Below are 25,512 nucleotides of genomic sequence, written 5' to 3' on the forward strand. Positions count from 1 at the left end.
TTTTATAGAAAATCTATGCTCTTAATAGTTGAAAATACTGTTATTCATCTTGCTTCTAATTTTTAATATAAATTATGAAAAGAGTTAGTTATAAACAAAGCCACTCCCAAAATTATGGAGTGGCTTTATATACAATCATTCATATTATACATATAAATTTATGTCATATTCTTATTGAGTTTTATCATGGGTATCTTCGTAACGAATACGTTGTCGATAGCCATACGTACTTTCTTTAATTAACTGATCATTTAATAAACCTGCACCTATAGCACCTGCAACTGTAGAAACAGATGCTGCAAACCAAGGAATACTTAAATAAAGATCTGGACCTGCTGGACCTTTAAGACTTACTTGTTGTCCTAAAAAGTCTGCTGGTAGCAACACTAACTCTGCAATCAAGAACAGAGTATATAAAATAATATAGTAAATGATAATGGCAATAATTAACGTCATAATTGTCGTAGCATTATATAACCAAGTTATCCTTTTATTTTTACTTGATTTAACAGATTCCCAAAGATCGTGAGACATCATAATCCATATTAACATGCCAATAATCGCGATAATGGATATACCAAATAGACGCCACATTGAAAAGTTATTGGCCATTTGCCACATCGTTGTAAAGACAAGCCCGAAAGCGCCTGTCGTAAAGGCAATGGCAACTATATTACTTAAACTTGCCATCATATTTAATGGGTTATTAGCAAATGTCATACCACTGACAAGTCTAAACATACCTCTAGAACGAGAACTTGATAAATATCTTAAATGATATGACTCAGTTTCTTCTAAATACACTTGAGTTTTATCTATTTTAGAGAGAGGAAATTGTTTTTTAACGGATGTCTCTATATTGTTATTATCATCGTAATTACGACTTTCGTGTTCTGCTTCATGGAGTTCTTGAATGATACTAAGAATTGCTTGTTTAAATCTATTTTTTACTGGGCGCCAGCCAAATGCTGGATATGAGAAGATTGCTGCGCCGTTATACATGTTGATATCTAATGCCATCACTTGATGATCAGCAAACATCGGCAAGTCAGTAATTGAAATGACGTAATCCCATTGACGCTTATCATGATAATCTGCAACTTTCTTAAATATTTCATCTACAGATTCTGCGAAGCCAGTTAATGGATCTGTAACCAAATCAAATGTCCATTCTTTTTCGTTGTTGTATTGTTCAGACAACATATCTGGCAACTCTTCCATCAAACTTTCTGCTAGACGTTCTGTAACCCCTGGCGCTACAACTAGTCCAACCGTTCTTTTCTCCAAATCTGCCATTACTCATCCTCCTCTCTGTGACCTTGTTTTTTACCTTCATATTGTTCATCTTGCTGATCATTACTTGAAGCTTGTTGTTCAACTTTCTGATGTGATACGTCTTGAGATTGTTGTTGTTCTTTTTGTTCTTCTTCTGCCTCTTTATAGCGATGATATTGTCTATATGAATACGTAATGCGTCGTATTTTTTCTTCATCTTCAACTGTAGAACCCATAGCGCCTGCTAATAGACCTAATGACGCGACAAACCAAATCAATCTTAAATAATTAGTAAAGGTAAATTGAGCCTTTGCACTTGTCCAACTATTAAATAAATCAACTGGTACAAATAGCGTAATACTGATAATGAGTAAAATGTATAGAATAAAATAATTCATTAAAGTAATCACACTCAATGTAACTAGTGTCGTTGAGTTATAGATATAACGATAAACGCGTTGGGATTTCGCAGTCTTTCTTTCTAATAATTGATGTGCGTATAGTAACCAACCTGCCATACCTAATATCGCAATAATCATAAGCAGTATAAGTCTGAAAGGTGAATAAATGACACTGAGTTCCCAAGGCATAGAGAAAATTGAAATATACGTACCTGTAGCAAATGCAACGGAGATAATCTTTTTAAAATTAAAGATATTCTTCCATGGCTGATTGGCTCGTGTTAAACCACCAATAAGTTGAATCCAACTAATGATAAATAATGTATTAATGTAACGTCTTTTTTCAGATTCATCTTCATTAGGTTCAACTGATTTCATGCGTACAAATGGATGTGGCGCATTTTTACTTTTCGGATCTTCATAGTATAACTGTTCAATCAAAGATGTCACAGTCTTAACTAATTTACTGTTCAAACCCATAAAGCCAAGTGAAGGTAGAGATAACATAGCTACTTGCTTATCATTATTATAGTCACTAATCACGACTTTATTATCAGAAATACTCGGTAAATCAGTTAAACAGATGACATAATCCCAGTGATGGTCGTCCTTTAATTGAGCGGCCTTGTCCACACTTTCATGTACATCTTCAGCTGAACCTATCATTAAATCTACTTTAATATCGAAGTTCCAATGGCTATCACCTTCGATACGTTCAGTAAGCAATTTTTTTACTTTTGGTATGATTCTCTTCGCATGATGATGTGCAACACCTGGTGAAGGTATGATGCCGACTGTATGCATATGCGTTAGAACCTCCTTTCGTTTTTCATTTTCAGGAAAATTAAATTTAATATAGATAAAGTGTACGTTAACACTACCTCTAGCGTGCCAACGTACACTTCTATTCATTCATTTATCAAGTTCCAATTGTAACATTTATTTCGCAAGTACGAGTGGTGAAAAGATGATATAACTTATTACCACTAATGCCAAGATAATTATTCCAGCAACATAGCGATATTTCCATGGTGTCATATCGACCTGTGCTTGACGTGATTTTAAGTCATATTCACTAGAAGGTTTAATCTTATTGAAAATTAATACAATAATTAAATCTACAAAGAATAATACGCTGAATGTATATAGATAGTTAATTTCTGTAAATACGAGACTCACAATCGCATATATTATAATGTGTGTAGCAAGTGCAACTTTAGCACCTAACTTAGATGTCTTCTTAGAATAGAATGCGACAAACACAAGTACGAGTACTGGCATACTATAAACACCATTGAATTGTTGTACAACAGCGTATAAACCACTTGGGAATAATGAAATGACTGGCGCAAGCCCTACTACAATTGCGCCAATAACGATTGTCGCAATGTGACCTACACGTGCAATATGTTTATCAGATTTATTCTTTCCAAAGATGGGTTTATAAAAATCAAGCGTAAGTAATGTCGTTGTACTGTTTAATGAACCTACAAATGAGCTTAAGATTGCTCCGAAAATCACGGCACCAAATAAACCGAAAGCCCAATCAGGTAGTACTGAACTTACAAGCGCTGGATACGCATTGTCTGGAGTTTTAATACTGCCATTAAAGTAGTTGTATGCAACTACTCCTGGAAGCACTGTAAATAAAGGCCCGAACACCTTGAATAAACTTAAGTATATAGCACCTTTTTGTGATTCCTTTAAGTTCTTAGCAGCAAGCGCTTTTTGAACAATCATTTGGTTTGCGCACCAGAAGAATAAATTGTTGAAGAACATACCGAAGAATAACGTAGGCCATGGCACAATATCAGAATCGATTTTACCGAAGCCATTCAATTTCTCTGGCGTTTTTTGAACCATTTTATCGAAACCATGGATAAAATTACCGTCACCTAGATGTCCGAGACCTAGAATTGTAATCGCAAGTCCACCGATAATAAGCGCCATACCATAAATAGAGTCACTGAATGCGCTAAGAGATAAACCACCGACAAATAAATAGATGATTCCTACAACGCCTATGACCAAGGAAATAATGATAACGGCAGTTGTACTGCTTACTCCTAAATATTTATCAATGTTAAACATTTTGTTGAACACGAGTGAACCAGAGTAAAGTACAACGGGTAAGAATGAAACGACGTATGTGAAAATAAATAAGATAGATACAAATCGCTTAGTAAAAGTATCATATCTTAATTCTAAGAATTCAGATATAGTCGTAACACCATATTGTAAATATTTAGGTAAGAAGACCCAAGCTAATAGTACAACCGCTACAGCTGCAGTAACCTCCCATGCCATAACTTCCATACCTTGTGAATAACTTTGTCCATTCTGTCCCACGATTTGCTCCGTAGATAAATTAGTCATAATAATCGTCGAAGCAACTGTGAATCCTGTCAGACTGTTACCTCCCATAAAGTAACCATCTGAACTATCTGTTTTAACTTTTTTCGATTGTAGATAAGCGTATAATGAAATACCACCTACTACCAGAATGAATAAGAGTATCGATATCCAATTCATCCTCAATAATTCCTCCCTCAATCATTTTGAACATTAGCATGCAAAAATATATAGACTTAAATATAATCATTTAAACTTCGTTTTTAAATGTACATTGAATTGTGTGCATCGAAAAATTCTAGACTAATTCATTAACATTTTCAATAGTTGTATGTAAATTTCATTTTCGATAATAAATCTGTTCAAAGTTTTATATTATATAATAGGAAGAAACTCGTTCATCATATATTTATAGATATTGAAAAAACCGACCCACTCATTTTGGTGGATCGGTCTTTGTACTTAATAAACTTATACAGTTATTAATTTAATATTTAAATGGATTGTCTTCTTTTTCGTTTTTACGATGACGCTCTTCTTCTTTAATAAAATCATCACGTTTAGTGTCATTAGAATTAAAATCATGATGATTATCTTTTGAATGATTGTTTAAATCACGAGACTCTCTGTCACTATTGTGTGAATATTGATCTTTAATTTCTTGTTGTTCTTGCTTTTTGTCATCACCAGATAAAATAAATGAGTTATTCTTCTCATTAACTTGTCTGTTACCATTTTCATAGTGCTCATTATTTTGATAATTGTCATGAGAATGTGTATTATCATGAGCATTATGGTGATCATGATTATGATGATTGTCGTCGTGACTATGATTTCTATCATATTCATTATGATTGTTATTGTAATTATTGTTTCTGTCATATTCATTGTGGTTGTTATTTCTATGGTGCTCATTATTTGCATAGGCATTGTGATTATCATTGTATTGATGATTTGGATCATTTTTAGGTTTACGTGCTAATAGCATGATACCTGCAATTATCCATAAAATACCTGCTAAGAAACTTGAAGTAAGTAACGCAATAACACCTACGATTAATAAGATGATACCTGCAATTTTAGATTTTTTACTGATTAATAATGTAGCAATAATTGCAAGAATTAATAATACTATAAAACCAATGATGTACCATGTACCCATACTTGATAACATTCCATATGACTGATTAAGTTGGTCAGATGATACACCTTGATTTGAATCTTGAGTATTATGAATCATTTCATGTTTAAAATCTTTATTACCCATCATTGAAACCATTAAAGCAATAAAACCTAAGTATAAAAGATGGAGTATATTTCCTATCCAAGATAGAACTTTTTCAACAGTACGTTTTATCATGTTTATAATTCCTCCTTTGCAAGATATTTGTTTAATACCCTAAAAATTTAGATTTATTCTTAAAAATTAAAAAAAGAATTTAACATTTTATTTGAAGTTATTAATTTCATGAAAATATAAAGGTCATTTCAATTAAATTTAAAACAATATTAGCACTAGAAATACAAGTTTTATAGTGTATAAAAAAGACTAAGACACGATAAGCATGTCTTAGCCTTTGAAATATTAATGTTTATTATTAATGATCATATAGTAAATACGTGAAGTTACCCAGTACATAAGAGAATATATAGCGATAAATGCTAAAGTAACTCCTATAAAGCTTGTAGCAAATACTCCACTATTTTTAGGTGTTATAAATCCAAGAAGATTAAAAATAATTTTGGAAGCAACTAAGGTATGGATAATTGCTACAATAACAGGTATTGAAAATATCCATATAATTTGTTTATTGATAATTTTCTTAATTAAGTCTTGTTCAAGTCCAATTTTTCTCATTACTTCATATTCACGTCTATCATCATAACCTTCAGAAATTTGTTTGTAATACATCATTAGGAAGATAGCGATGAATAATACGAAGGATACCACAGTCCCGACAAATATCAATCCGCCATTAACGCCAGTCCACTCCTTTTCAAATCTGGGTCTATCCTCTACAAACGCTCCATTATTGCTATTTTTATTTATTTTATTTATTTGAGAAGCACTGAGTTTTTTATCCCCCATAACATTGAATTCTAAAAAAGATCGTGGATAGTAGTCATCATCTTTAGAAAAATTATTTAGGTAATTATATAACTTTTCTTTAATTTTATTATTTTTCGTTACTAAATAAGCACCGTCCATAAAATTTGATAGCGTATTTATATTTATTTTCTTAATATGCTTCAACCTATATTCAGTTCCATTGATTTTTATTTTATCTGTCTTATTTAAAACGGAATTATCTGTATTAATTGCTATCTCATTACTTTTAAGACTTAAGTTAGGGTGATATTTATTATAATCATTAAGTGTCATAAAATATGTCGTAATATAGTGAGGTACTTCTTTAGATAAATAGAATAATCGACCATCAAACTTTTTTGAGTTCGGCCTTAATATAGTGTTATTTTTATTATTTACAAATTCAGCCTTATTGCTTTTTAGACTATACATTTTAAAGGTATCGGTTTTAACGTGCCTTTGAATATCATTTTCTAATGAATCCATTATTTTTTTTACTTTTTTATCTTTATGAACGTCTCCACTCACGCTGATAAAATATTCATTTGGCCATATTTGATCTATTCGTTCATTGAAACCTCTATAAGTGTGAATTGTCATACCTAAAGTAACTATGAGGAATGTAGCTAATAATGATATAGTAGCTAAGCTTACTGCGTTAGATTTTAATCTACTTCTCAAATTAGATACAGTGAAAAAATTATTAGTCTTGTAATAAAAGTTAGGTATTCTTTTTAACCAATCTAATATTAATACGCTTAAAGATATAAAGAGGAAGTATGTTCCTATAAAAACACTAAGCATAGCTACAAATATACTTGCTAATGAACCAATCATAGTATTGTTCTGTAAGGCAATACTATACCCAAACCCAGTTAGAAGAATTCCTAATAACAATGAAATGTAAGTAAAAATTTTAGACGTTTTTCCAGTTTTTTTACTATTTTGGTTAACTAATTTAAGTGGACTTTGAAAGGTTACCTTTATAATATTTATAATATTAAGCACGATTAAAACTACCACTAGCATGATTAAAGTTATCCACATTGCTCTAATATCAAACGGGTAATCAACTAAACTTGCACTCTTCCCTATCCATATTTTACTTATAAGCATAAAAAATAAAGAACCGAACAAGTATCCCCCAATTAAACTTATACAACTAATAATTACGAAATTGATCAAAGATTCAATAACCAAAGAAACTTTTATATGTTTTTTCTCCATCCCTAAAATCATGTATACAGCAAACTCTCGTTGCCTTCTTTTAATTACAAAGTTATTAGCATATACAACAAATATTAACGTCAACATAGACATGAGTATATTACCTAAAACAGCAAATAGCGGAAGCGTGACGCTGTGTCGCTGAGTATACGTATTTTGAGTTATCGATATTAATATATACTCAATACCAAACATGATACTCACAGCAATAATAAACGGAATAATAATATGACGTTGTGTGACATACCCACGTTTTATCATTTTCCATATCATCTTGAATGTCACACTAATCACCTCTTCCATTTAGGATAGCTAAGCTATCTGCAATCCGTTTCTGATATTCATCTCGAGATTCTTCACCACGATAGATTTCATGATAAAGTTTCCCATCTTTAATAAAAATAACTCTTTCGGCATATGACGCATCGATATTAGAATGTGTCACCATTAAGATAGTTTGATTATTTTGGTTAATTTCTCGAAATAATTTCATAAGGTTTTTAGAAGTTTTGGAGTCTAGTGCTCCAGTAGGTTCATCGGCTAGTAATAATTTAGGCTGAGCGATGAGTGCGCGTGCTATAGCAATTCGCTGTTTTTGCCCGCCTGAGATTTCGTATGGATATTTGTCCAACAAATCATTAATACCTAATTGAGTGCTTATTGTTTCAAGTCGTTCATTCATTGTTTTAGGACGTTCATTAGAAAGGACAAGTGGCATTAGAATGTTGTCTTTATTGGTCATAGTGTTTAAGACATTAAAATCTTGAAAGACAAATCCTAAAGTTTCTCTATGAAAACGGGCAACTTCTTTATTTCGCAGTTTGTTGATTGCGGTTCCATTAAGCGAAATAAAACCTTCTGTTACCTTATCGAATGTCGCAATGAGATTGAGTAGCGTAGATTTTCCCGAGCCAGATTCACCCATGATAGCTACAAACTCGCCGTCATCAATTTCTAAATTCATATTATTTAATGCGGTAGTTGAGTTAAGTCCTCTTCCATATACTTTTTTTACATTTTTCACTTCTAATAACATCACGAATGCCCCTTTCTCATTTCACTTAATATCATAAAATAAAAAAGTGCCAACAACATTCATAATTTCTTACAAATATTGTTGGCAAACTTACAATTTTGAAAGTTAGCTAATCTTCGTTGGGAAAATGTATTTTAAATGTCGTACCTTCACCAAGTCCTGAATCTACATCGACCTCATGATTCAAATGATTAGAAATATGCTTAACAATGAACAATCCTATGCCGCTTGATTCTTCATTAAGTCTGCCGTTGTAACCAGAATAGCCTTTATCAAATATTTTAGGAATATCTGCTTTACTAATACCTACACCATTGTCTTTAATGATTAATGTTTGTTTAGCAGAATCAAATTCAATCCAAATGTCTTTTCCACGCGCGTACTTCAAAGCATTATTTAAAATTTGTTCTATCATAATAGACGCCCATTGTGCATCCGTTAAAACAGTTGCTTCACACTTTTCATAGTGTATTTTAGTATGTTGTTCGATAAATTGAATTCGATATTTCATGATTAACGGACGTATTAGTTCATTCACTGTCACTGATGAAATTGTCATATCAGATTCTTCGTTGAGTAATTTTAAATAACTCAATGCTAAGCTTGTATAGTTATCAATTTGAACAATTTCTTGTCTTACGCGATTGACAACATTTTCTTCATTACGTTCGAGTAATAGTTGTGACGCTGTGATAGGTGTCTTAATTTGGTGTACCCATGTTAAAAAGTAACTTTCCACATCATTACGATATTCTACTTGGCGATTTTTTACTTCAGTTAATTCATTTTCCAAATTATCTACCTTCTCTTTAAGATCCTCATTTCTCTTAAATCCAAGGTACTTTACCCACCAATGAATAACAATGATGAGTAATACGATTCCTAACGCAAGACCGAAGGCACTAAATGGTAATGAAAATAAGTAAAATATTAATGCAAATAATAAAAATATACAAAATATAATTGTAATCTCATTTCGAATCGATTTTATAAAAGATAGTAACATAATCATTAAACCCTATATCCGACATTTTTCTTAGTTTCAATAAAATCATCAACGCCTATAGATAATAACTTCTTGCGTAATCTAGTCATATTAACTGCTAAGGTATTGTCATCAATAAAGTTTTCAGATTCCCAACACTTTTCAATTAATGCTGTACGACTCACGTATTTTCCTTCATTTTGGAATAACATTTTCAAAATTTGAAGTTCTGTTAATGACAATTGAACAGCGTCATCATCCTTTACGAGTTTCGCCTCATCAAGAATCAACTTGCAACCTTTCACATCTAATTCATCATTTGATACGGATAAATCGTATGTACGGCGAAGTAACGCTTGTATCTTCGCTACTGTTAGCGATAAATTGAACGGTTTCTCAATAAAGTCATCGCCACCCATTTGAATAGCCATAATTTGATCCATATTATCGGTTCTTGAACTAATAAACATGATAGGAACATTAGATTCTTTGCGCATTTCTTGGCACCAATGAAATCCATTGAGTGTAGGTAAATTGATATCTAACAATACTAGTTGTGGTTCTGTTTCACGAAAATCTTCCATAATTTGATCAAAGTTTTCAACAACATTCACTTCATAATTCCATTTTGAAAGTTCATTAGCCAAGCTCTCAGCAATAACTAAATCATCTTCGACTATGAGAATCTTCATAACTGTTCACCTTTCAACGACATACTTTAACTATTTGTTCTCTTCTGAATCATAAACTTTATTTTTATCTTTTTCAATTTGGTCTTTTTGATCTTGAGCTTTTTTACTTCTTCTTCTTTCTTCAAAAATACCTAAAGCTATAAATCCAATAATCAATATTGGAGATAACATAACAAGTATCATTATTTCACCTTCTTTGAGGTTGTTTCGTCCTCATCGTTTTATAATAAAATTTCTATTTATCACTATTTTACATGTTTGTATCTAAAAAATACATTTTTAAATAAACACGATTCATACAATTTTTTGTCCTAAAATATTGAATGAAAAAAGGTAATCTCTGTATCTTTTAGTATAATAACTCAATTTAATTTTAAGCAATTAGAATTTAAATTCTTTTCAAATTTATATACATTTACAATTCATTTACTTAAAAATTACTTTTAATCAAAGTTCATACCCTATACTTAAAAATGCAATACATAACTTATTTAGGGGGCACATTAATTATGAGTTTCATTAATAAATTTGGTAAAACAACGATAGCAAGTTCTATTGTAGCTGCATCTGTAATAGGTGCTTCAAATGTATCACATGCTTCAGGAAGTGGTGCGGGTCCAGGTGAAAATGCTCAAGGACAGCAAGGACAAGATGATGCAGTAGCATTTGGTAATACTAAGAATCCTAAAAATGTTATTTTCATGGTTGGCGATGGCATGGGCCCATCTTTCAATACAGCATATCGTTATTATAAAAATCAACCTGGCGCTAAAAAAATGAATGCAACTGCATTTGATAAATACCTTAAAGGTACAAATCGTACATATCCTAATGATCCAAAAGAAAACGTAACAGATTCAGCTGCGGGCGGAACTGCTTTCGCGACTGGTCATAAAACATACAATGGCGCAATCAGCGTTGATAATAATAAAAAGGCATTAAAATCTGTTTTAGAACAAGCTAAAGAGCAAGGTAAATCAACTGGTTTAGTTACAACGGCTGAACTTACTGATGCAACTCCTGCTGTTTACGCATCACATGTTGACTCTCGTGATAAAAAAGATGAAATTGCTCAACAATTTTATAATGATAAAATTAACGGTCAACATAAAGTAGACGTTCTCCTAGGTGGCGGTTCTAAATACTTCGGTAAAGAAAATGGCAACCTTGATAAAAAATTCAAAAAAGACGGTTATGATTTAGTAAGTAATAAAACACAACTTCTTAATTCTCAAAGTGACAAAGTATTAGGAACTTTCTCTGAGAAAGATATGCCTCTTCAAATTGATGCACCATCTAAAAATCCTTTACTCGTAGATATGGAACAAAGTGCATTAAGTAAATTAGATAAGAACAATAAAGGCTTCTTCTTAATGGTTGAAGGTGCTTCTATAGATAAAGCTGCACATCCAAATGATGTTACTGGTGTAATGTCAGAAATGGGAGGCTTTGAAAAAGCATTCCAAAACTCTATCGACTATGCGAAAACACATAAAGATACTTTAGTTGTGGCAACAGCTGACCATTCAACTGGTGGTATGACGATTGCTAAAGGTAAAGATTACAAATGGAATCCAGAAGCTATTCATAAAATGAAACATTCTGGTATGTATATGACTAAAGAAATTGCTGCAGGAAAAGACCCTGAAAAAGTCATCAACGAAGGTTACGGCATTGACTTCCCTAGCAAACAAATGGATAAAGTGAAACAAGCTGCCAAAGATTTACGCAAACTTCAAAAAGAAGGTAAAGATGATAAAGATCCTAAAGTAGCAGAAGCTACTACAAAATTACAAAATGCCATCCAAGAACCAATTAATGATGCGTCCCACACTGGATGGACTACAAACGGTCATACTGGTGAAGATGTGAATACTTACGCTTACGGTCCAGGATCTAGCAAGTTTAAAGGCAACATGGAAAACACTAAGAGTGCTCAAAACATCTTCGACTTTTTCAAAAATGATGTAACATCTAATCAAAATCAACAATAATTCAGATATTTAATGATAAAGACGACTTGGTATATGCCAGGTCGTCTTTTTTAATGAAAAACCAGTTAGAACATCTTAGTGTCCTAACTGGTTGATATGCTTATTAATCTAAGTTTGCTTTATATTTTTTCATTACGCTATTTAGATCATTTTCATCTGGATAGAAGTACAATAAGTTGTCATTACCAACTATTTATAATTCTGCGTTTGACATACTTTCTTTTTTCATTTGATTGCGCTTAATTAAAGCAAACGCTCCTGCTCCTCCTGCCACTAATGCAACTGCTACTGAAACACCAATAATAATATTTCTTGTCATATCTTGCTCACCTAATCCTTTCTTTTGTTTTGATAATTTTGCCATTCTATTCTTAAATATGTTCATTACCGTTTTATGGGCTTTCGCTTGTGTTAATTTATAAACGACCCATGGTAATGTTGGTTCATATTCTTGAAGGGCAATAATCCCTTCATTTGTATTTCTCAATCTGCGAAATTCGAAACGTGCATTTCCTCCATTATCCGCATGTGCTAAATCGCCACCGACAATGCGATAAACTGCCATTTCTTCACTTGAGTCATGTTCATCTTTTTTCATTTTCAAAATAAATTTATTAATAAATGGTACATTCATATTGAATTCATGTTCATTAATCGTACCTTTCACTAAGTGCAATGTAATATTATTTATGAAACGAGCATATTCCGTTGTCACATCTTTAATACTATATCCATCAGGAATTTCAAATCGTGTGATGGCGCGCACATCTTTAATTTCTTCTTTCTTAGATTTAGAGTGACTAGAACTTTGTTTCGCCTTCTTCTTTTTCTCTTCTTTCTCTTCGTCTAAAGCACGTTTCACACTATCTTCAAATGTAATATTTCCTAATGACAATTTAGGTACGATGCGTTTATCATGCGGTACCATATCATGAATTAAACTATTCATTAACGGATAAACCATTTCTTTCGGTACACTTGAAATCAATTGAACCCAATAACGACTTACAATTATCGGTATAATGGGCAAGTCAAGCATAGGTAATGGTTTGTCTAATACTTTAGCTGTTCGCTGAATCAACTCTTTATAATTCATTGTCTCAGGCCCACTAATATCGATAGATTCATTTTCAGATGGAGAGCGTTCAACAAGTGCTGCTAACCCATCTATGACATCTTCTATCGCTACTGGTGCTATCATGTTATATGCCCAACTAGGTAATACCATAGCTGGTAAACGTTCAACTAAACGCTTAAGTATCGGATAAGAACTTCCCTTCGCACCAATAATTAATCCAGCGCGTAATGTACTAACCGGAATACCATAATCACCAAGAATCTTTTCACATTCAAGACGACTTCTTAAATGAGCTGATAAATGATTGTCATCTGGAATCAAACCACTCATAAAGACAATATGTTTAACACCCTGCTTTTTCGCTGCACGTGCGAAGTTATCTGCAAGCAGTGCATCCATATCTTCAAAGTTAGCTTGTGTTAACTTTGCTGATGGCATCATTGAATGGACGAGATAAATGGCTGTATCGATCCCTTCCATTACTTCAGTAATTTCATCTAAATCAAATAAATCTGCAGATTTCCAAGTAACATTCTCCTCATTCTGTTTGTTACTCGTATTTCTAGAAATCGCGATGATTTCATGTTGATCTTTTAATTTATCTTTAAGGTGACCACCGATATATCCCGAGGCCCCAGTTAATAAAATTTTAGACATCTTTCCACCCCTCTTAACTATTGTGGATTCTTGATGCTTTTGAAAATGAAAGCCCCCTACTTCAATAAGTTGATATTCATTTCCTATATCAATATATATACCCGAAATTTACAAAAAAAGACAAAATCCAAATGGATTTTGTCTTTTATCTTCAATATAATCACTTACTTTGATAAGTAAATTTTAGTATTCGATATTTGGTGCTTGGTTAACATGGTTTTGGTATTTTTTAAAACCATAATAAGCTGCGCCAGCTAATGCTAAAATAACTGCTAATTTTTTCATCTGTTACACTCCTTTCTAGGATGCTTAATATGAACATGTAAGCTGTTCAAATCTTTAATACTATTATACACTTTTTAAAGTTAATTTTAAAAACTTCAAATTCAGATAATATTAATTTCATGAAAATAAATTGTGTACTTGTAGAAATAGGCACATATAAAATTATTTTATAGTCCATTAGGATGATTTTTAATTTAACATATTGTGAAATCTCCCTGACTAAGTATAATTATTATATCAACTATACAACATTTTTAAGGAGAACTAAAAAATGGCAAAATTATTATACATTACAGCTCATCCACTCGATGAACTCGTTTCAAATTCTATGGCAGCTGGCAAAGCTTTCATCGACGCTTATCAAGATAATCACTCAGGAGATGAAGTTAAACACATCGACTTATTTACTGAAGATATTCCTCATATTGATAAAGATGTATTAATTGGTTGGGGAAAAGCTGCAAAAGGCGAAGAACTTACTTCTGAAGAAAGTAAAAAAGTTACTCGTTTAGGAGCCATTCTTGATGAATTTTTAGAAGCTGATAAATACGTATTTGTTAGCCCAATGTGGAACTTATCATTCCCACCTGTTTTAAAAGCTTATATCGATGCAATTACAGTAGCAGGTAAAACATTTAAATACACTTCAGAAGGACCTCAAGGTTTACTCACTGATAAAAAGGTACTTCACATTCAATCTAGAGGCGGATACTATAGCGAAGGACCGACTGCAGAAATTGAATCTGGAGACCGATATTTAAGAAACATTATGACATTCCTAGGTGTACCTTCATACGAAACTGTTATTATTGAAGGTCATAACGCTGAACCTGAAAAGGCTGAAGAAATCAAATTAGCCGGCGTTGAAGAAGCAAAAGAACTAGCTAAAACTTTCTAAAATATATTAGCGAAAAATCTCAGAAAAGCATTTGCGATTCTGAGATTTTTTATTTTCTACTATTTTAATTTTTGCATTTAATATTCTTTCATATAGCCACACTTTATCTATCTTTTCCTGATTCATCAACTTGTTGTACGGCTTTATCAATGGCATCTGAAAAACGATACATCGCCGGTGACCAATTACTTCTATTATTTCTAGATTTCGCAGATAGTTTTTCATTCACAAATAAAGATTTTCTTAAAGCTGTCGTTAATTCAAGTTGCACACCTTTCCCTTTGATATCTTCATTAATGAAATTTTCTTTTAAGTCTCCACCTAAATAAGTTGGTGCGATTTTAACAACAAAATGATGTTTAACTAATTGTTTTTTAATTGCTTCTTTTAAAGGTGTATCTAATCCTCCAAGATAAATGACAGGTTTATCCCCTTTAGCACCATGTATGGAAACTGCATAATCTTTAGATTTAACCATATTTAATAATGTAGGATCATTATAATGACTTGAAGTGACATGCAAATCTTCAGCATGTTTTTTTCTTAAAACGGTAAATGAAAAATAATCATAGTGATTATCGTTAGCTATTAATTTAGTTAACTCTGTGGTACCCGCTTCAATGTTTCCTCCGTGAGGCGCAATAATTAATACATGACTTCCTACTTTTTTAACTTCTTTCTTCCAATCCACATTCCGTTTTGTATGCTTAAATAAATCAGTCATAGATTTAAAACGGTCTTTATGATGTACATCTTCTTGTGCTGATTCTGAAGGCTCAAGATTGACAGTGGATGCCTGTCCCTTATCTTCTCCTTGACCTACAATCAGTGGTACATGATGCAACTTTGAGTGATGCGTTGCAGAATTCTTATGTTCATGTGTTATAGCACAGGCGCTAGTGATTCCTATAATTAAAATGACTAAGCAAATAAGTATTGATAATTTCATTTTACTTGAGGTACTTATTGATATTCTCTTTTTCAAAATCAAACATTTCCCTTCTTACCATTTATAAAAGAAGTATTTCAAATCAATTTATTAAATTTGAACAATTTCTATTAGTTATAAATATAAAAAATAATAGGGCTATCGAAATCATCCTTTAGCCCTATTATGACAATATTGTTATATAGTTTTTGAATTAATTTACTTCTACAAAATTAATGATTTGGATAAATATTGTTGATACTCGTATATAACGCATCAACAAATGTCTGCATCAGCGGCGTCCAATTACTTTCATTAGAACGATTCTTAGTACTTGTATCACCATTATTGAAGAAAGCTTTTCTGAGTGCAGTTGTTGGCTCAAGTTGAACGCCTGTATTGTTTTCTTCTCTGTTTATAAAGTTATTTTTCTTTACTCCTCCGATATAATCAAGTGGAGCCATCACTGTAAAACCACTACTTTTTAATTGTGTTTCCATTTCATCTCTTAAAGTGGAAGGTGGTCCTCCTAAATAAATAATTTGATCTGTACCAGCTGCACCATGAATAGAAATTGTAGCTGTGCGATTTTGAATCATTTGGTTAAGAGTAGGATCATCATAATGCGTTGAAGTAACGTGTAATTCAGTATTATTTTTAGGTCTTATAGCTTCAAAAGAGAAATAATCATAATTTCCTTTTTTCGCCAAAGCTTTCGTTGCTTCTGTCGTTCCTTGTTCAATGTTTCCTCCATGAGGTGCAACAATAAGTACTTTCGTACCATTATCTCTTGTATCTTTTTTCCAATCTACACCTTCCACCGTTTCACTCTCAAGTTGTGTCATCGATTGATACTTATCTTTTATATGTCCTTCTGGTGCAGTACCAATCATTTCTTGATTATTATCTGTTTGATTAGTGGTAGGCACGGTAGTTGCCGGTGTTGTTGTAGGCTGCTTAGTTGATGTTGATGGCTTTGTCGGTATCGTAGTTGATTTTGTTGCTGAAGTTGTAGACTTCGCTGTTGAAGTTGTAGGTTTAGTCGTTGTCGTAGTTGATTTCTTAGTTGATGATATAGGCTTTGTCGACGTTGAAGTTGATTTTGTTGTTGATGGCTTTGTTGTAGATGTTGTAGACTTTTTAGTCGAACTTGTGCGAGTAGATGTGCTTGTATGAGTAGCGGTCGACTTACTTGGAGTTGTTGTGCGAGATGTTGTCGTTCCACTCTTACTTCCCGATGTTGATGACGACGTACGTTTCGTAGTTGTAGTAGACTTTGTTGCTTTAGTCGTAGTAGTTGATTTTTTAGATGTTGATGATGTTCTTGAAGTTTTAGCTGTCGGCTTAGTAGATGTAGATTTTACTGCTGATGTAGATTTTGGTCGAGTAGTAACTGACTTAGTAGTTGTCGTTTTACCCGTAGAAGTTGTGGGTGCTTTGGATACAGTAACTGAAGTTTTACTACTCGTAGCTTGTTTAGTTGGTGCTTTCGTAACTACAGGTTTTATACTCTTAGTCGATTGTTTAGTAGGCACGACTTTCTTAGTAGTTTGAACTTTGCTTGTCTGATGAACTGGCTTAACTACCTTTGTAGATGTTACTATCGGTTTAACTGTAGTTGTTTTAACCCTCGATTGCGTTGATGTACTTTTACCATTAGTCGTTGTTCGATGAGATTGTGAATAACTCGAGTGCGTACTAGCTTGAGCTTGATTACCCATTGCGCCTATAGTGCCTAATCCAATTAAAGCAGTGACTGCTCCCAAAGTCACTTTTCTAAATGAAAATGCACGAGTATGTCCTAATATTTTCATACCATTTCCCCTTAAAAATGAATTAATATAAAACAATAATATACCATTTTCTGTTAAAAGCAATACTTTTTTATTTAGTTGTAGTAAACATTTAAAACATACTTACCTTTTTTATTTCTTACATTATTGAAAGTTAACCTACAAATCATTGAATAACACTTATTACCTAATTAACCTAGAATTAAGTAACTAAACCAAATGAGGAGGAATCGCAATGGTATTAGGTGCTTTAGGGTTAATTGCATTACTTATTTTATTAATCCCAGTAGGTTTTATTGCATTAGTTGTAAGTCTAATTAAAAAGAATAGCCAATAATCATCATTATATATATTTTGAAAACAAAGAAAGCTGAGACCGTCATTCATACAGTCTCAGCTTTTATCAGTTTCCTTTAAATGTTCTACTGTTTTAAATCCTTCACGATAATTCGCTAATTCTTCCATTATGGCATACCAGTCATTACCAACATTTTGCTTGGTCTGATGAAATAAATCATCTTGTGCTTTATTCAACTTATGAATTAACGCATCGCCTTTTTGTGTAGAATATAATTTTTTTACACGACGATCCACTTCAGACGTTTCTTCATAAATCAAACCTTCTTCTTTCAATTTACGTAACGTTCCATGAGAGCCTTGTTTAGATATTTCTAGAGTTAACAATAATTCTTTAATAGTAATGCCTGGTAATTTATTGATGAAAAATAAAAAGCGATGATGTTGACGACTCATACCATATTCTTCAATAATTTCATCTGCCGTTGTAATAAAAGTTTTGTACGCGAAATAAAATAACATGTGTTCATAATCATTTTTATTCATCGACATTTGTGTACTTTCCCTTCTCTTCAATATCGTCATTATAATAAAAATAATGCTATTCGTCATCAATTTCAGATTTTTTTAACTTTTCAATAAAGGTCAAGTTTATTGACTTTAATTATTATAACAGATAATATTTTAGATGTAATATAAATACAATACAAAGGTGGAGTTGAATATGAAACAACGCGTAGGACAATATTTAATGGACGCAGTTTATGCAGCCGGAGTAGATAAAGTCTTTGGTGTTCCCGGGGATTTTAACCTAGCCTTTTTAGACGATATTATTTCACATGAACATATAGAATGGATTGGCAATACGAATGAATTAAACGCGAGTTATGCCACAGATGGTTATGCACGTATCAATGGTTTAGGTGCTATGGTCACTACATTTGGTGTTGGTGAACTTAGTGCAGTAAATGGCATTGCAGGTTCTTATGCCGAACGTGTACCAGTAATAGCTATCACAGGCGCACCAACTCGTGCAGTAGAAGAAGCTGGAAAGTTTGTACACCATTCACTTGGTGAAGGTACATTTGATGATTACAGAAAGATGTTCGAACCTATTACAACTGCTCAAGGTTACATTACTCCTGAAAATGCAACAACTGAAATTCCTAGATTGATCAATGCAGCAATTCAAGAGCGTCGACCAGTTCACTTACACTTACCAATTGATGTTGCATTAGCTGAAATCGAAGTTTCAGAAACATTCCAACCTGAAGACGTGCCTCATCAAGATGTTAAAAAATATATTGATATGATTGAAGATAAATTGAAATCAGCGAACCAACCACTTATTATTGCAGGACATGAAATTAATAGTTTCAACTTGCATAAAGAGTTAGAAGAGATTGTTAATCAAACAAATATTCCAGTCGCTCAATTATCACTAGGTAAAGGTGCCTTTAATGAAGAAAACCCTCATTATATTGGAGTATTTGATGGTGAAATTGCTGAAGATAAGATTAAAGATTATGTGAATAACAGTGACGCGATTTTAAATATCGGTGCGAAATTAACTGACTCAGCAACAGCTGGCTTCTCTTACGAATTCGACATTGATGATGTCGTGATGATTAATCATAAGAACTTCAAGATGAATGATACAGTTGCGAATGACGTTACATTACCTAGCTTAGTACATGGTTTGAAGGATCTTCATTTTGAAAATAAAAACGACTACCCTCAATATGAAAGACCACAAAAGAATAATTATGAACTAAGTGATCAGCCATTAACTCAAGAAACATATTTCAACATGATTCAAGATTTCTTACAATTAGACGATATCTTAATCGCAGAGCAAGGGACATCTTTCTTCGGTGCATATGACTTAGCAATGCATAAAGATAATACATTTATAGGTCAACCACTTTGGGGTTCAATTGGTTATACGTTACCAGCCACATTAGGTACTCAAATTGCTGACCCTCAACGTAGAAATGTCTTACTCATTGGCGATGGTTCATTACAATTAACGGTACAATCATTATCTACAATGATACGTCAAAACTTGAAACCTGTTATCTTTGTTATCAATAATGATGGCTACACTGTTGAGAGAATGATTCATGGTATGAAAGAACCATATAATGATATACGCATGTGGGATTATAAAGCTTTACCTGCAGTATTTGGCGGAGACAATGTCGAAGTACACGATGTTAACACGTCAGAGGAATTAAAGCGTGCATTTGAAAAAATTAATTCAAATAGCGATCGTATGCACTATGTAGAAGTAAAAATGGCAGTGGAAGATGCACCAGTAAAATTAAGTGAAATTGCCAAAGCATTTGCTTCTCAAAATAAATAAATTTCATACTCATTGTAATTGAATGAGACATAACAATGCCCTCCTATCAATGTATTGATAAGAGGGCATTTTCTTTAAGCTTTATTGTTTTGAGCAATTAAACGTTTTATTACTCAGTAAATTGTGTAATGTCTTCTAAAATTTGTTCTGCTGCTACTAAACCACGATGTTTAGCCCATGTTTCACGATTAACTTCATGAACACGATTGTTTTTAACAGCATCTAATTGATTCCATACATCTGACTCTTTAAAGTTATTGAAATCTTTTTGGTTATCTTCATCTACCATAACAATTAAGCGTTCTGGATTAACTTCAGCAACTTTGCTAATAGGTAATTTATGATAATCAGCACCCATATATCCAGGTAAATCATTTTCATTTTCTTTAGAAATACCAGCTTTAAAACCTACATCTTCTAATAATTGACCAACATAAGATTTAGAAGCATGAATGATTAAATCTTGATCAGTAACAACGCCAGCGATTGTAGCAACATCTTTATCTATACGTACTTTAGAACTTAAATCTTTAATTTCTTTTTCATGATTATCTAAAATTGTTTTACCTTCATCTTGTTTAGAAACAACTTTCGCAATATAATCGAATGATTCTTTGTTTTGTTTATAGTCTGCATCAAAACTTTTAACTAATACTGTAGGTGCAATTGAATTTAAATCTTCAAAGATAGATTTATGTCTATCCTCATCTGCGAAAATCACTTGTGGCTCAGCATTTTTAATGTCATCAACACTAGGTGTTTGACGATGGCCAACTGATTGATAACTACCTACATTTTTACGAGTTTCACTGTCTAAATTGTCTACATTGTTATCATCTGCAATACCAGTTACATTTACGTCTAATTTCACTAATGCTTCTACAAATGAATACTCTAAAGCAACTGCAGATTCAACTGTATCAGGAACTTCAACTGTGCCAACATTTTGTTTAATTTCTTTAGTCATGCGAAACATTCCTCCAAAAATTAATGATTAGTTCTATTAAGTGCTTTTGTAAATGGTTACATATGATGTATGTCCGAATTTATCATTTTTAAACATCAATATGATTTATAGACAAAAAATATTGATGACAACAGAGCGGACGCATTGTACAATAAATTGTACAATGTTTAAAGGAGCTGTTAATATGCCTTCAGTTAATTATTCAAACGCTAGACAGAATTTCAAAGAACTTATTACTAAAGTGAACGAGGATAGTGTGGCTTACACTATTACGACAAAGGAAAATGAAAATGCAGTGATTTTAGCTGAAAAGGATTATAATGCGATGTTGGAAACGATGTACCTTCAATCCAATCTCGCTAATGTGTCTCACTTAAATCAATCAATTATGGAATTGAATCATAACCAAACAATTACAATAGAGATTGATGATAATGAGTAAGTTTAGTGTAACTTTTACAGCTCAAGCATTTAAAGATTATCAATATTGGCAACAACACAATCAAAATTATTTTAAAAAAGTGAATGCTTTACTTAAAAGTATTGCAAGAGATGGTTGTGTCGATGGTATTGGAAAACCAGAAGCATTAAAAGGAAACTACGAAGGCTATTTCAGTAGAAGAGTTTCAATAGAACACCGATTAATATACAAAATTAAGGATGATTCAATATTCGTAGTGTCTTGCAGATTTCATTATCAATAAAGTAACCGTTTCGCGTGAAACAGTTACATAATTAAAATTACTTTGAACAATATAACCCTTAGTTACTATTATTTAGTCATTTACTTTAATAATTAAAATGTATATATTTAAAGTAAATCATACAAAAAGGGGCTAAATGATATATGAAATTGGTGAATCAATCTAAAAATCCTCATGCATTTAAAGATGTTTCTGATAATGAAACTACGATTGCTATGGTCATTTGGTTATTATCATTTTTCACAACTTTCTTAGGGCCACTCATTATTTGGGTATTAAAAAGAGATGATTCTGCTTTTATCGATCAACAAGGTAAAAATTATCTTAATTACTTAATTAGTTATCTTATTTATACAATTATTGCATCCGTTTTAGTCTTTGTACTTATAGGCGTCGTCTTATTGTTCATCCTTGGTATAGCAATGATCATTTATTCAATCGTCGCAATCATATTTGTACTCAAAGGTGAAGACTATGTCGTGCCTTTTACAATAGAATTCATTAAATAATTTAAGTTACTATATAAAAACGGCGCTTAAACGTTTTGACGTTTAAGCGCACTTCTATATCTTCTATAAACTTTCATCATCTAAGAATTCTTTATCAATAACTTCTTTAGTAATGTCTTGCAATCTTTCTTTTGTCATATTTGCTCCATTAACATAATGTAAACCATGTTTCTCTGCTAATTTGTCAGTATAGTCATGTAAAGGATATATTTTAAAATCTTTTTTAGAATTCTTATCATATACATTGGCTAATTCGTAATGATTAACCATACTTCTCCACTTCACGTTTTCCACTTTAACGCCTTTTGGATTTTTAACTAATTTAAAATTAAGACGCCCTAATAAATCATTGCTTTCATTACCTGTAGCTTGGCCGTTTAAAAAGTTACCAAGTGAATATGCAACAAGTGTTTTATTGCCATCTTTCCCTTTCACCCATTTCACCGGCTCGATAACGTGAGGATGCATTCCTAACACTACATCAACTCCTGCATCTGCAAAGACTTTTGCGTATCTTTCTTGAGTTTTATTTTCCATATGATGACCTTCGTTGCCCCAGTGAGCTGATACAATCACTGCATCACTTTGCTTTTTAGCCTCTTTAACATCCTTTTTAATTTGTGTTTCATCAAATGTATTAATTGTGTATGGATGGGAAGGTTTAATACCATTAGTGCCAAATGTATAACTTAACATTGATACTTTTATACCATTAACTGTTTTTGTTGGAATCTCATCTCGAGCTTCTTGAGAGTTAAAAACACCTGTAAATAAAACTTTGTCTTTAAATTTATCCCATGTATGTATACTGTTGTTTATACCAGATTCACCTTGATCCATTGCGTGATTATTAGAGCCATTTACAAAGTTAAAGCCTGTATCTACTAAGTCCTGAGCCACACTACTTGGTGTATTAAAACGCTTAAATCCATGATAAGGTCTATCATCGCCACCAAGTGGAGATTCTTGGTTAACATATGCAATATCGGCATTTTGAATATCTTTTTTAACAGGCTCATACATAGGTTTGAAATCAAAACTATTTTTACCTGTTTTCGCATCATTATAGACTTCAGGGTGGATCAAGTTATCACCTACAGCTACAACAGATGCTTCTGACTCTAGATTAGTAGCTAATGTTAATCCACTTACACATAAAAAAGCAATAAAGAATATAACTGTAGAAATATAGTATTTCAACAATGGCGTCACTCCTAGTTAAAGAATCCAATCTTCAAAACATCTAATATATATTACTCTTATTTTAAACTTAGCAAGATTTTAAAACAATATAATGTAAATTATTTTAAGTTTTCTATAAAATTTTACATTTTCTTTACATTTTAAAAGTTAGGTTTAGTCGTTTGGTTTTGAATTTTCCAAGGTAAAAATCTTATATACAAATACCCCGCGTCAAATTAATCATGACACGGGGTAAATAAATTATTTTCTAGGAAATAAGATTACTACGGTTATAAACTAAATATCTTTGCGTAATCATATAATCTTTTATATCAATTTCAAGAAAATAAGAGTAGCGACTGACAAAATCTTTAGAGTCATACTTAATACGATATGTGTTTCTAAAGTTATACCTAAGTCATTCATTGTCTTAATACAATAAGACAATATCTTATTATGACTAGGATATTGTGTGTCTACCACAGAGTAGAATTTTCAAACTGAAAGCGCTTTGAGTTCATATAAATTTCAATATATTTAGATAATCGTTAAATTTTAATATTCAACTTTAATTATTCTACAAACCATTCAATGGCCCTTTTAATCGCCTTATCCCAAAATGCATAATTATGCTCACCCGGGCTATCCTCGAATGTATAACCAATACCCTTTTCATCAAGCGTGCGAATAAATTCTAAATTATCTTCATATAAGAAATCCTCAGTTCCACACATAATAAGAAGTTCTGGTAATTGCGCATTTGAAACAATTGCTTGTTCTAAAAGATGATACGTATCTAGATTTGTACCTTTAATATCAGTATTCTCTCCAGTGATAGCTTTAGCAGAAAAATCTATCCACTCCAAATCTATGAGAGTTTGCGCTTGGAATACAGCAGACAATGGTGCTGCTTTGGAAAATTTATCTGGTTGGGTAAGCGCAAATTTAATCGTTCCATAACCACCCATTGAATGTCCCGCGATAAAATTATCTTCACGTTTTTTAGAGAGTGGCAAAATTTGATGTACATACTCATATATTTCTAAAATATAGTCATAATAACTATGACCATAGGCCATATTAGCGTAACCACTATGATCTACATTAGGCATAATAATTGCGAGCTGATGTTCATTAGCATATCGCTCAATACTTGTGTATCTCACATAAGTGGTTTCATCACTCGACAAACCATGTAAAAGTAATAATGATTTAAGTTGTTTAGGTGAAGTGGAGCTATCAAAGTAAGTTGAGTCCTCCGGTAAGATGACTGTAAGATTTTGATGCATACCTATTGTCGGTGAACTATAATTCAATGTCATTAAAGCCATGTGCTTCACTCCTTCATTCGTGTTCAATTCTATTTTACATTTACTTTGTTTTATTTCATAGAAAAACCCGAGCAACAAAGCTCGGGTTTAAAAATTAAATAGTAAATGATGGTTTAGTATTTCTTACTTCTACGTTTGCTTCCTACTAAAAGTAATGATCCTAATGCTGCAAGAATACCTCCAAATAACGTACCATTATTTGCCACATCATAACCAGTATCTGGTAGTTCTTGCTTATGATGCTGCTCCATCACTAGATTATTATAATGATGGTTTGAGTCATGATGAGATGTCATTTCATGATACTGTGTTGGTACTACTGGTACTTTATGTTCTGAACCAGAATCACAATTTGAGCCGCTGTCTGAATCTGAGTCACTATCTGAGTCTGAGTCGCTATCTGAATCTGAGTCGCTGTCTGAGTCTGAATCGCTATCTGAGTCTGAGTCACAGTCTGAATCCGAACC

24 protein-coding genes are annotated in these 25,512 nt (G+C 32.4%); 6 read left to right on the top strand and 18 right to left on the bottom strand.

Features of this window, described 5'->3' with window-relative positions; all coding sequences use genetic code 11:
* Nucleotides 1-171: 171 nt before the first annotated feature.
* From HMPREF2642_RS04630 to HMPREF2642_RS11710, 9 genes are all read right to left on the bottom strand, one after another.
* Nucleotides 172-1,296 carry a hypothetical protein gene (locus tag HMPREF2642_RS04630; protein ID WP_002454124.1) on the bottom strand — a complete coding sequence of 375 codons (1,125 nt, stop codon included), beginning with the start codon at nt 1,294-1,296 and terminating at the stop codon, nt 172-174.
* Nucleotides 1,296-2,480: a hypothetical protein gene (locus HMPREF2642_RS04635; RefSeq protein ID WP_030059198.1), complete on the bottom strand. Its 1,185-nt coding sequence runs from the start codon at nt 2,478-2,480 to the stop codon at nt 1,296-1,298. The genes HMPREF2642_RS04630 and HMPREF2642_RS04635 overlap by 1 nt, the downstream gene beginning before the upstream one ends.
* Nucleotides 2,481-2,615: 135 nt before the next feature.
* A complete protein-coding gene (locus HMPREF2642_RS04640) occupies nt 2,616-4,208 on the bottom strand; it encodes a solute:sodium symporter family transporter (RefSeq protein ID WP_030059200.1) in 1,593 nt (530 codons plus the stop codon).
* A gap of 307 nt (nt 4,209-4,515) precedes the next feature.
* Nucleotides 4,516-5,388, bottom strand: a complete 873-nt coding sequence (locus HMPREF2642_RS04645) for a DUF4064 domain-containing protein (RefSeq protein ID WP_037550647.1) — start codon at nt 5,386-5,388, stop codon at nt 4,516-4,518.
* Nucleotides 5,389-5,613: 225 nt separating this feature from the next.
* Nucleotides 5,614-7,539, bottom strand: coding sequence for an FtsX-like permease family protein (locus HMPREF2642_RS04650; protein ID WP_256276635.1), 1,926 nt, complete (start codon nt 7,537-7,539; stop codon nt 5,614-5,616).
* A gap of 91 nt (nt 7,540-7,630) precedes the next feature.
* Entirely contained in the window at nt 7,631-8,380 is a 750-nt protein-coding gene (locus HMPREF2642_RS04655) for an ABC transporter ATP-binding protein (protein WP_030059205.1), read from the bottom strand.
* A 109-nt stretch (nt 8,381-8,489) separates the two neighbouring features.
* The gene (locus HMPREF2642_RS04660) at nt 8,490-9,386 is read right to left on the bottom strand and encodes a sensor histidine kinase (RefSeq protein ID WP_037550651.1); all 897 of its coding nucleotides are present in this window, start codon (nt 9,384-9,386) and stop codon (nt 8,490-8,492) included.
* A 5-nt stretch (nt 9,387-9,391) separates the two neighbouring features.
* Nucleotides 9,392-10,057, bottom strand: a complete 666-nt coding sequence (locus tag HMPREF2642_RS04665) for a response regulator transcription factor (RefSeq protein ID WP_002436233.1) — start codon at nt 10,055-10,057, stop codon at nt 9,392-9,394.
* 30 nt (nt 10,058-10,087) lie between these two features.
* Nucleotides 10,088-10,240 (bottom strand): hypothetical protein, encoded by a 153-nt coding sequence (locus tag HMPREF2642_RS11710; protein ID WP_002436229.1) that lies wholly within the window; start codon nt 10,238-10,240, stop codon nt 10,088-10,090.
* A 326-nt stretch (nt 10,241-10,566) separates the two neighbouring features.
* Between HMPREF2642_RS11710 and HMPREF2642_RS04670 the strand changes: the two genes are divergently transcribed.
* A complete protein-coding gene (locus HMPREF2642_RS04670; RefSeq protein WP_030059210.1) occupies nt 10,567-12,051 on the top strand; it encodes an alkaline phosphatase in 1,485 nt (494 codons plus the stop codon).
* Nucleotides 12,052-12,244: 193 nt separating this feature from the next.
* Here HMPREF2642_RS04670 and HMPREF2642_RS04675 read toward each other — a convergent pair whose 3' ends face one another.
* Together HMPREF2642_RS04675 and HMPREF2642_RS04680 are read right to left on the bottom strand one after the other, a co-directional pair.
* Complete coding sequence (locus tag HMPREF2642_RS04675) at nt 12,245-13,786, bottom strand: NAD(P)H-binding protein (protein ID WP_023351027.1); 1,542 nt, start codon at nt 13,784-13,786, stop codon at nt 12,245-12,247.
* A 183-nt stretch (nt 13,787-13,969) separates the two neighbouring features.
* Nucleotides 13,970-14,071, bottom strand: coding sequence for an SE2200 family small protein (locus tag HMPREF2642_RS04680; RefSeq protein WP_016898541.1), 102 nt, complete (start codon nt 14,069-14,071; stop codon nt 13,970-13,972).
* Between the two features lie 271 nt (nt 14,072-14,342).
* On the opposite strand from HMPREF2642_RS04680, the gene HMPREF2642_RS04685 reads away from it, so the two are divergent.
* Nucleotides 14,343-14,969, top strand: a complete 627-nt coding sequence (locus HMPREF2642_RS04685; protein WP_002436199.1) for an FMN-dependent NADH-azoreductase — start codon at nt 14,343-14,345, stop codon at nt 14,967-14,969.
* A 103-nt stretch (nt 14,970-15,072) separates the two neighbouring features.
* Here HMPREF2642_RS04685 and HMPREF2642_RS04690 read toward each other — a convergent pair whose 3' ends face one another.
* The 3 genes from HMPREF2642_RS04690 to HMPREF2642_RS04700 form a co-directional block, all read right to left on the bottom strand.
* Nucleotides 15,073-15,918, bottom strand: a complete 846-nt coding sequence (locus HMPREF2642_RS04690) for a poly-gamma-glutamate hydrolase family protein (protein WP_049427929.1) — start codon at nt 15,916-15,918, stop codon at nt 15,073-15,075.
* A gap of 212 nt (nt 15,919-16,130) precedes the next feature.
* Nucleotides 16,131-17,711, bottom strand: coding sequence for a poly-gamma-glutamate hydrolase family protein (locus HMPREF2642_RS11715; RefSeq protein ID WP_070597702.1), 1,581 nt, complete (start codon nt 17,709-17,711; stop codon nt 16,131-16,133).
* Nucleotides 17,712-18,083: 372 nt separating this feature from the next.
* Nucleotides 18,084-18,539, bottom strand: a complete 456-nt coding sequence (locus tag HMPREF2642_RS04700; RefSeq protein ID WP_002436214.1) for a MarR family winged helix-turn-helix transcriptional regulator — start codon at nt 18,537-18,539, stop codon at nt 18,084-18,086.
* 172 nt (nt 18,540-18,711) lie between these two features.
* Here HMPREF2642_RS04700 and HMPREF2642_RS04705 point away from each other — a divergent pair, with 172 nt between their 5' ends.
* Complete coding sequence (locus HMPREF2642_RS04705) at nt 18,712-20,352, top strand: alpha-keto acid decarboxylase family protein (protein WP_030059216.1); 1,641 nt, start codon at nt 18,712-18,714, stop codon at nt 20,350-20,352.
* 109 nt (nt 20,353-20,461) lie between these two features.
* On the opposite strand, the gene HMPREF2642_RS04710 is transcribed toward HMPREF2642_RS04705, so the two are convergent.
* The gene (locus HMPREF2642_RS04710; protein ID WP_002454139.1) at nt 20,462-21,319 is read right to left on the bottom strand and encodes an ABC transporter substrate-binding protein; all 858 of its coding nucleotides are present in this window, start codon (nt 21,317-21,319) and stop codon (nt 20,462-20,464) included.
* Between the two features lie 184 nt (nt 21,320-21,503).
* Here HMPREF2642_RS04710 and HMPREF2642_RS04715 point away from each other — a divergent pair, with 184 nt between their 5' ends.
* From HMPREF2642_RS04715 to HMPREF2642_RS04725, 3 genes are all read left to right on the top strand, one after another.
* Nucleotides 21,504-21,761 carry a type II toxin-antitoxin system Phd/YefM family antitoxin gene (locus HMPREF2642_RS04715; RefSeq protein WP_002436168.1) on the top strand — a complete coding sequence of 86 codons (258 nt, stop codon included), beginning with the start codon at nt 21,504-21,506 and terminating at the stop codon, nt 21,759-21,761.
* On the top strand, nt 21,754-22,023 hold the full coding sequence (locus tag HMPREF2642_RS04720) for a Txe/YoeB family addiction module toxin (RefSeq protein ID WP_002436254.1): 270 nt from the start codon (nt 21,754-21,756) through the stop codon (nt 22,021-22,023). Before HMPREF2642_RS04715 ends, HMPREF2642_RS04720 begins: the two co-directional genes overlap by 8 nt.
* Before the next feature lie 143 nt (nt 22,024-22,166).
* A complete protein-coding gene (locus HMPREF2642_RS04725) occupies nt 22,167-22,532 on the top strand; it encodes a DUF4870 domain-containing protein (RefSeq protein WP_002436243.1) in 366 nt (121 codons plus the stop codon).
* A gap of 63 nt (nt 22,533-22,595) precedes the next feature.
* Here HMPREF2642_RS04725 and HMPREF2642_RS04730 read toward each other — a convergent pair whose 3' ends face one another.
* The 3 genes from HMPREF2642_RS04730 to HMPREF2642_RS11830 form a co-directional block, all read right to left on the bottom strand.
* Nucleotides 22,596-23,744: a CapA family protein gene (locus HMPREF2642_RS04730; protein ID WP_172969460.1), complete on the bottom strand. Its 1,149-nt coding sequence runs from the start codon at nt 23,742-23,744 to the stop codon at nt 22,596-22,598.
* 542 nt (nt 23,745-24,286) lie between these two features.
* The gene (locus HMPREF2642_RS04735) at nt 24,287-25,045 is read right to left on the bottom strand and encodes an alpha/beta hydrolase (RefSeq protein WP_030059220.1); all 759 of its coding nucleotides are present in this window, start codon (nt 25,043-25,045) and stop codon (nt 24,287-24,289) included.
* A gap of 113 nt (nt 25,046-25,158) precedes the next feature.
* Nucleotides 25,159-25,512, bottom strand: a 354-nt coding sequence (locus HMPREF2642_RS11830; protein ID WP_256276636.1) for an LPXTG cell wall anchor domain-containing protein, incomplete at its 5' end; no start/stop codon positions are given.

Source organism: Staphylococcus sp. HMSC055A09, assembly GCF_001809655.1.
Classification (GTDB): Bacteria; Bacillota; Bacilli; order Staphylococcales; family Staphylococcaceae; genus Staphylococcus; species Staphylococcus capitis.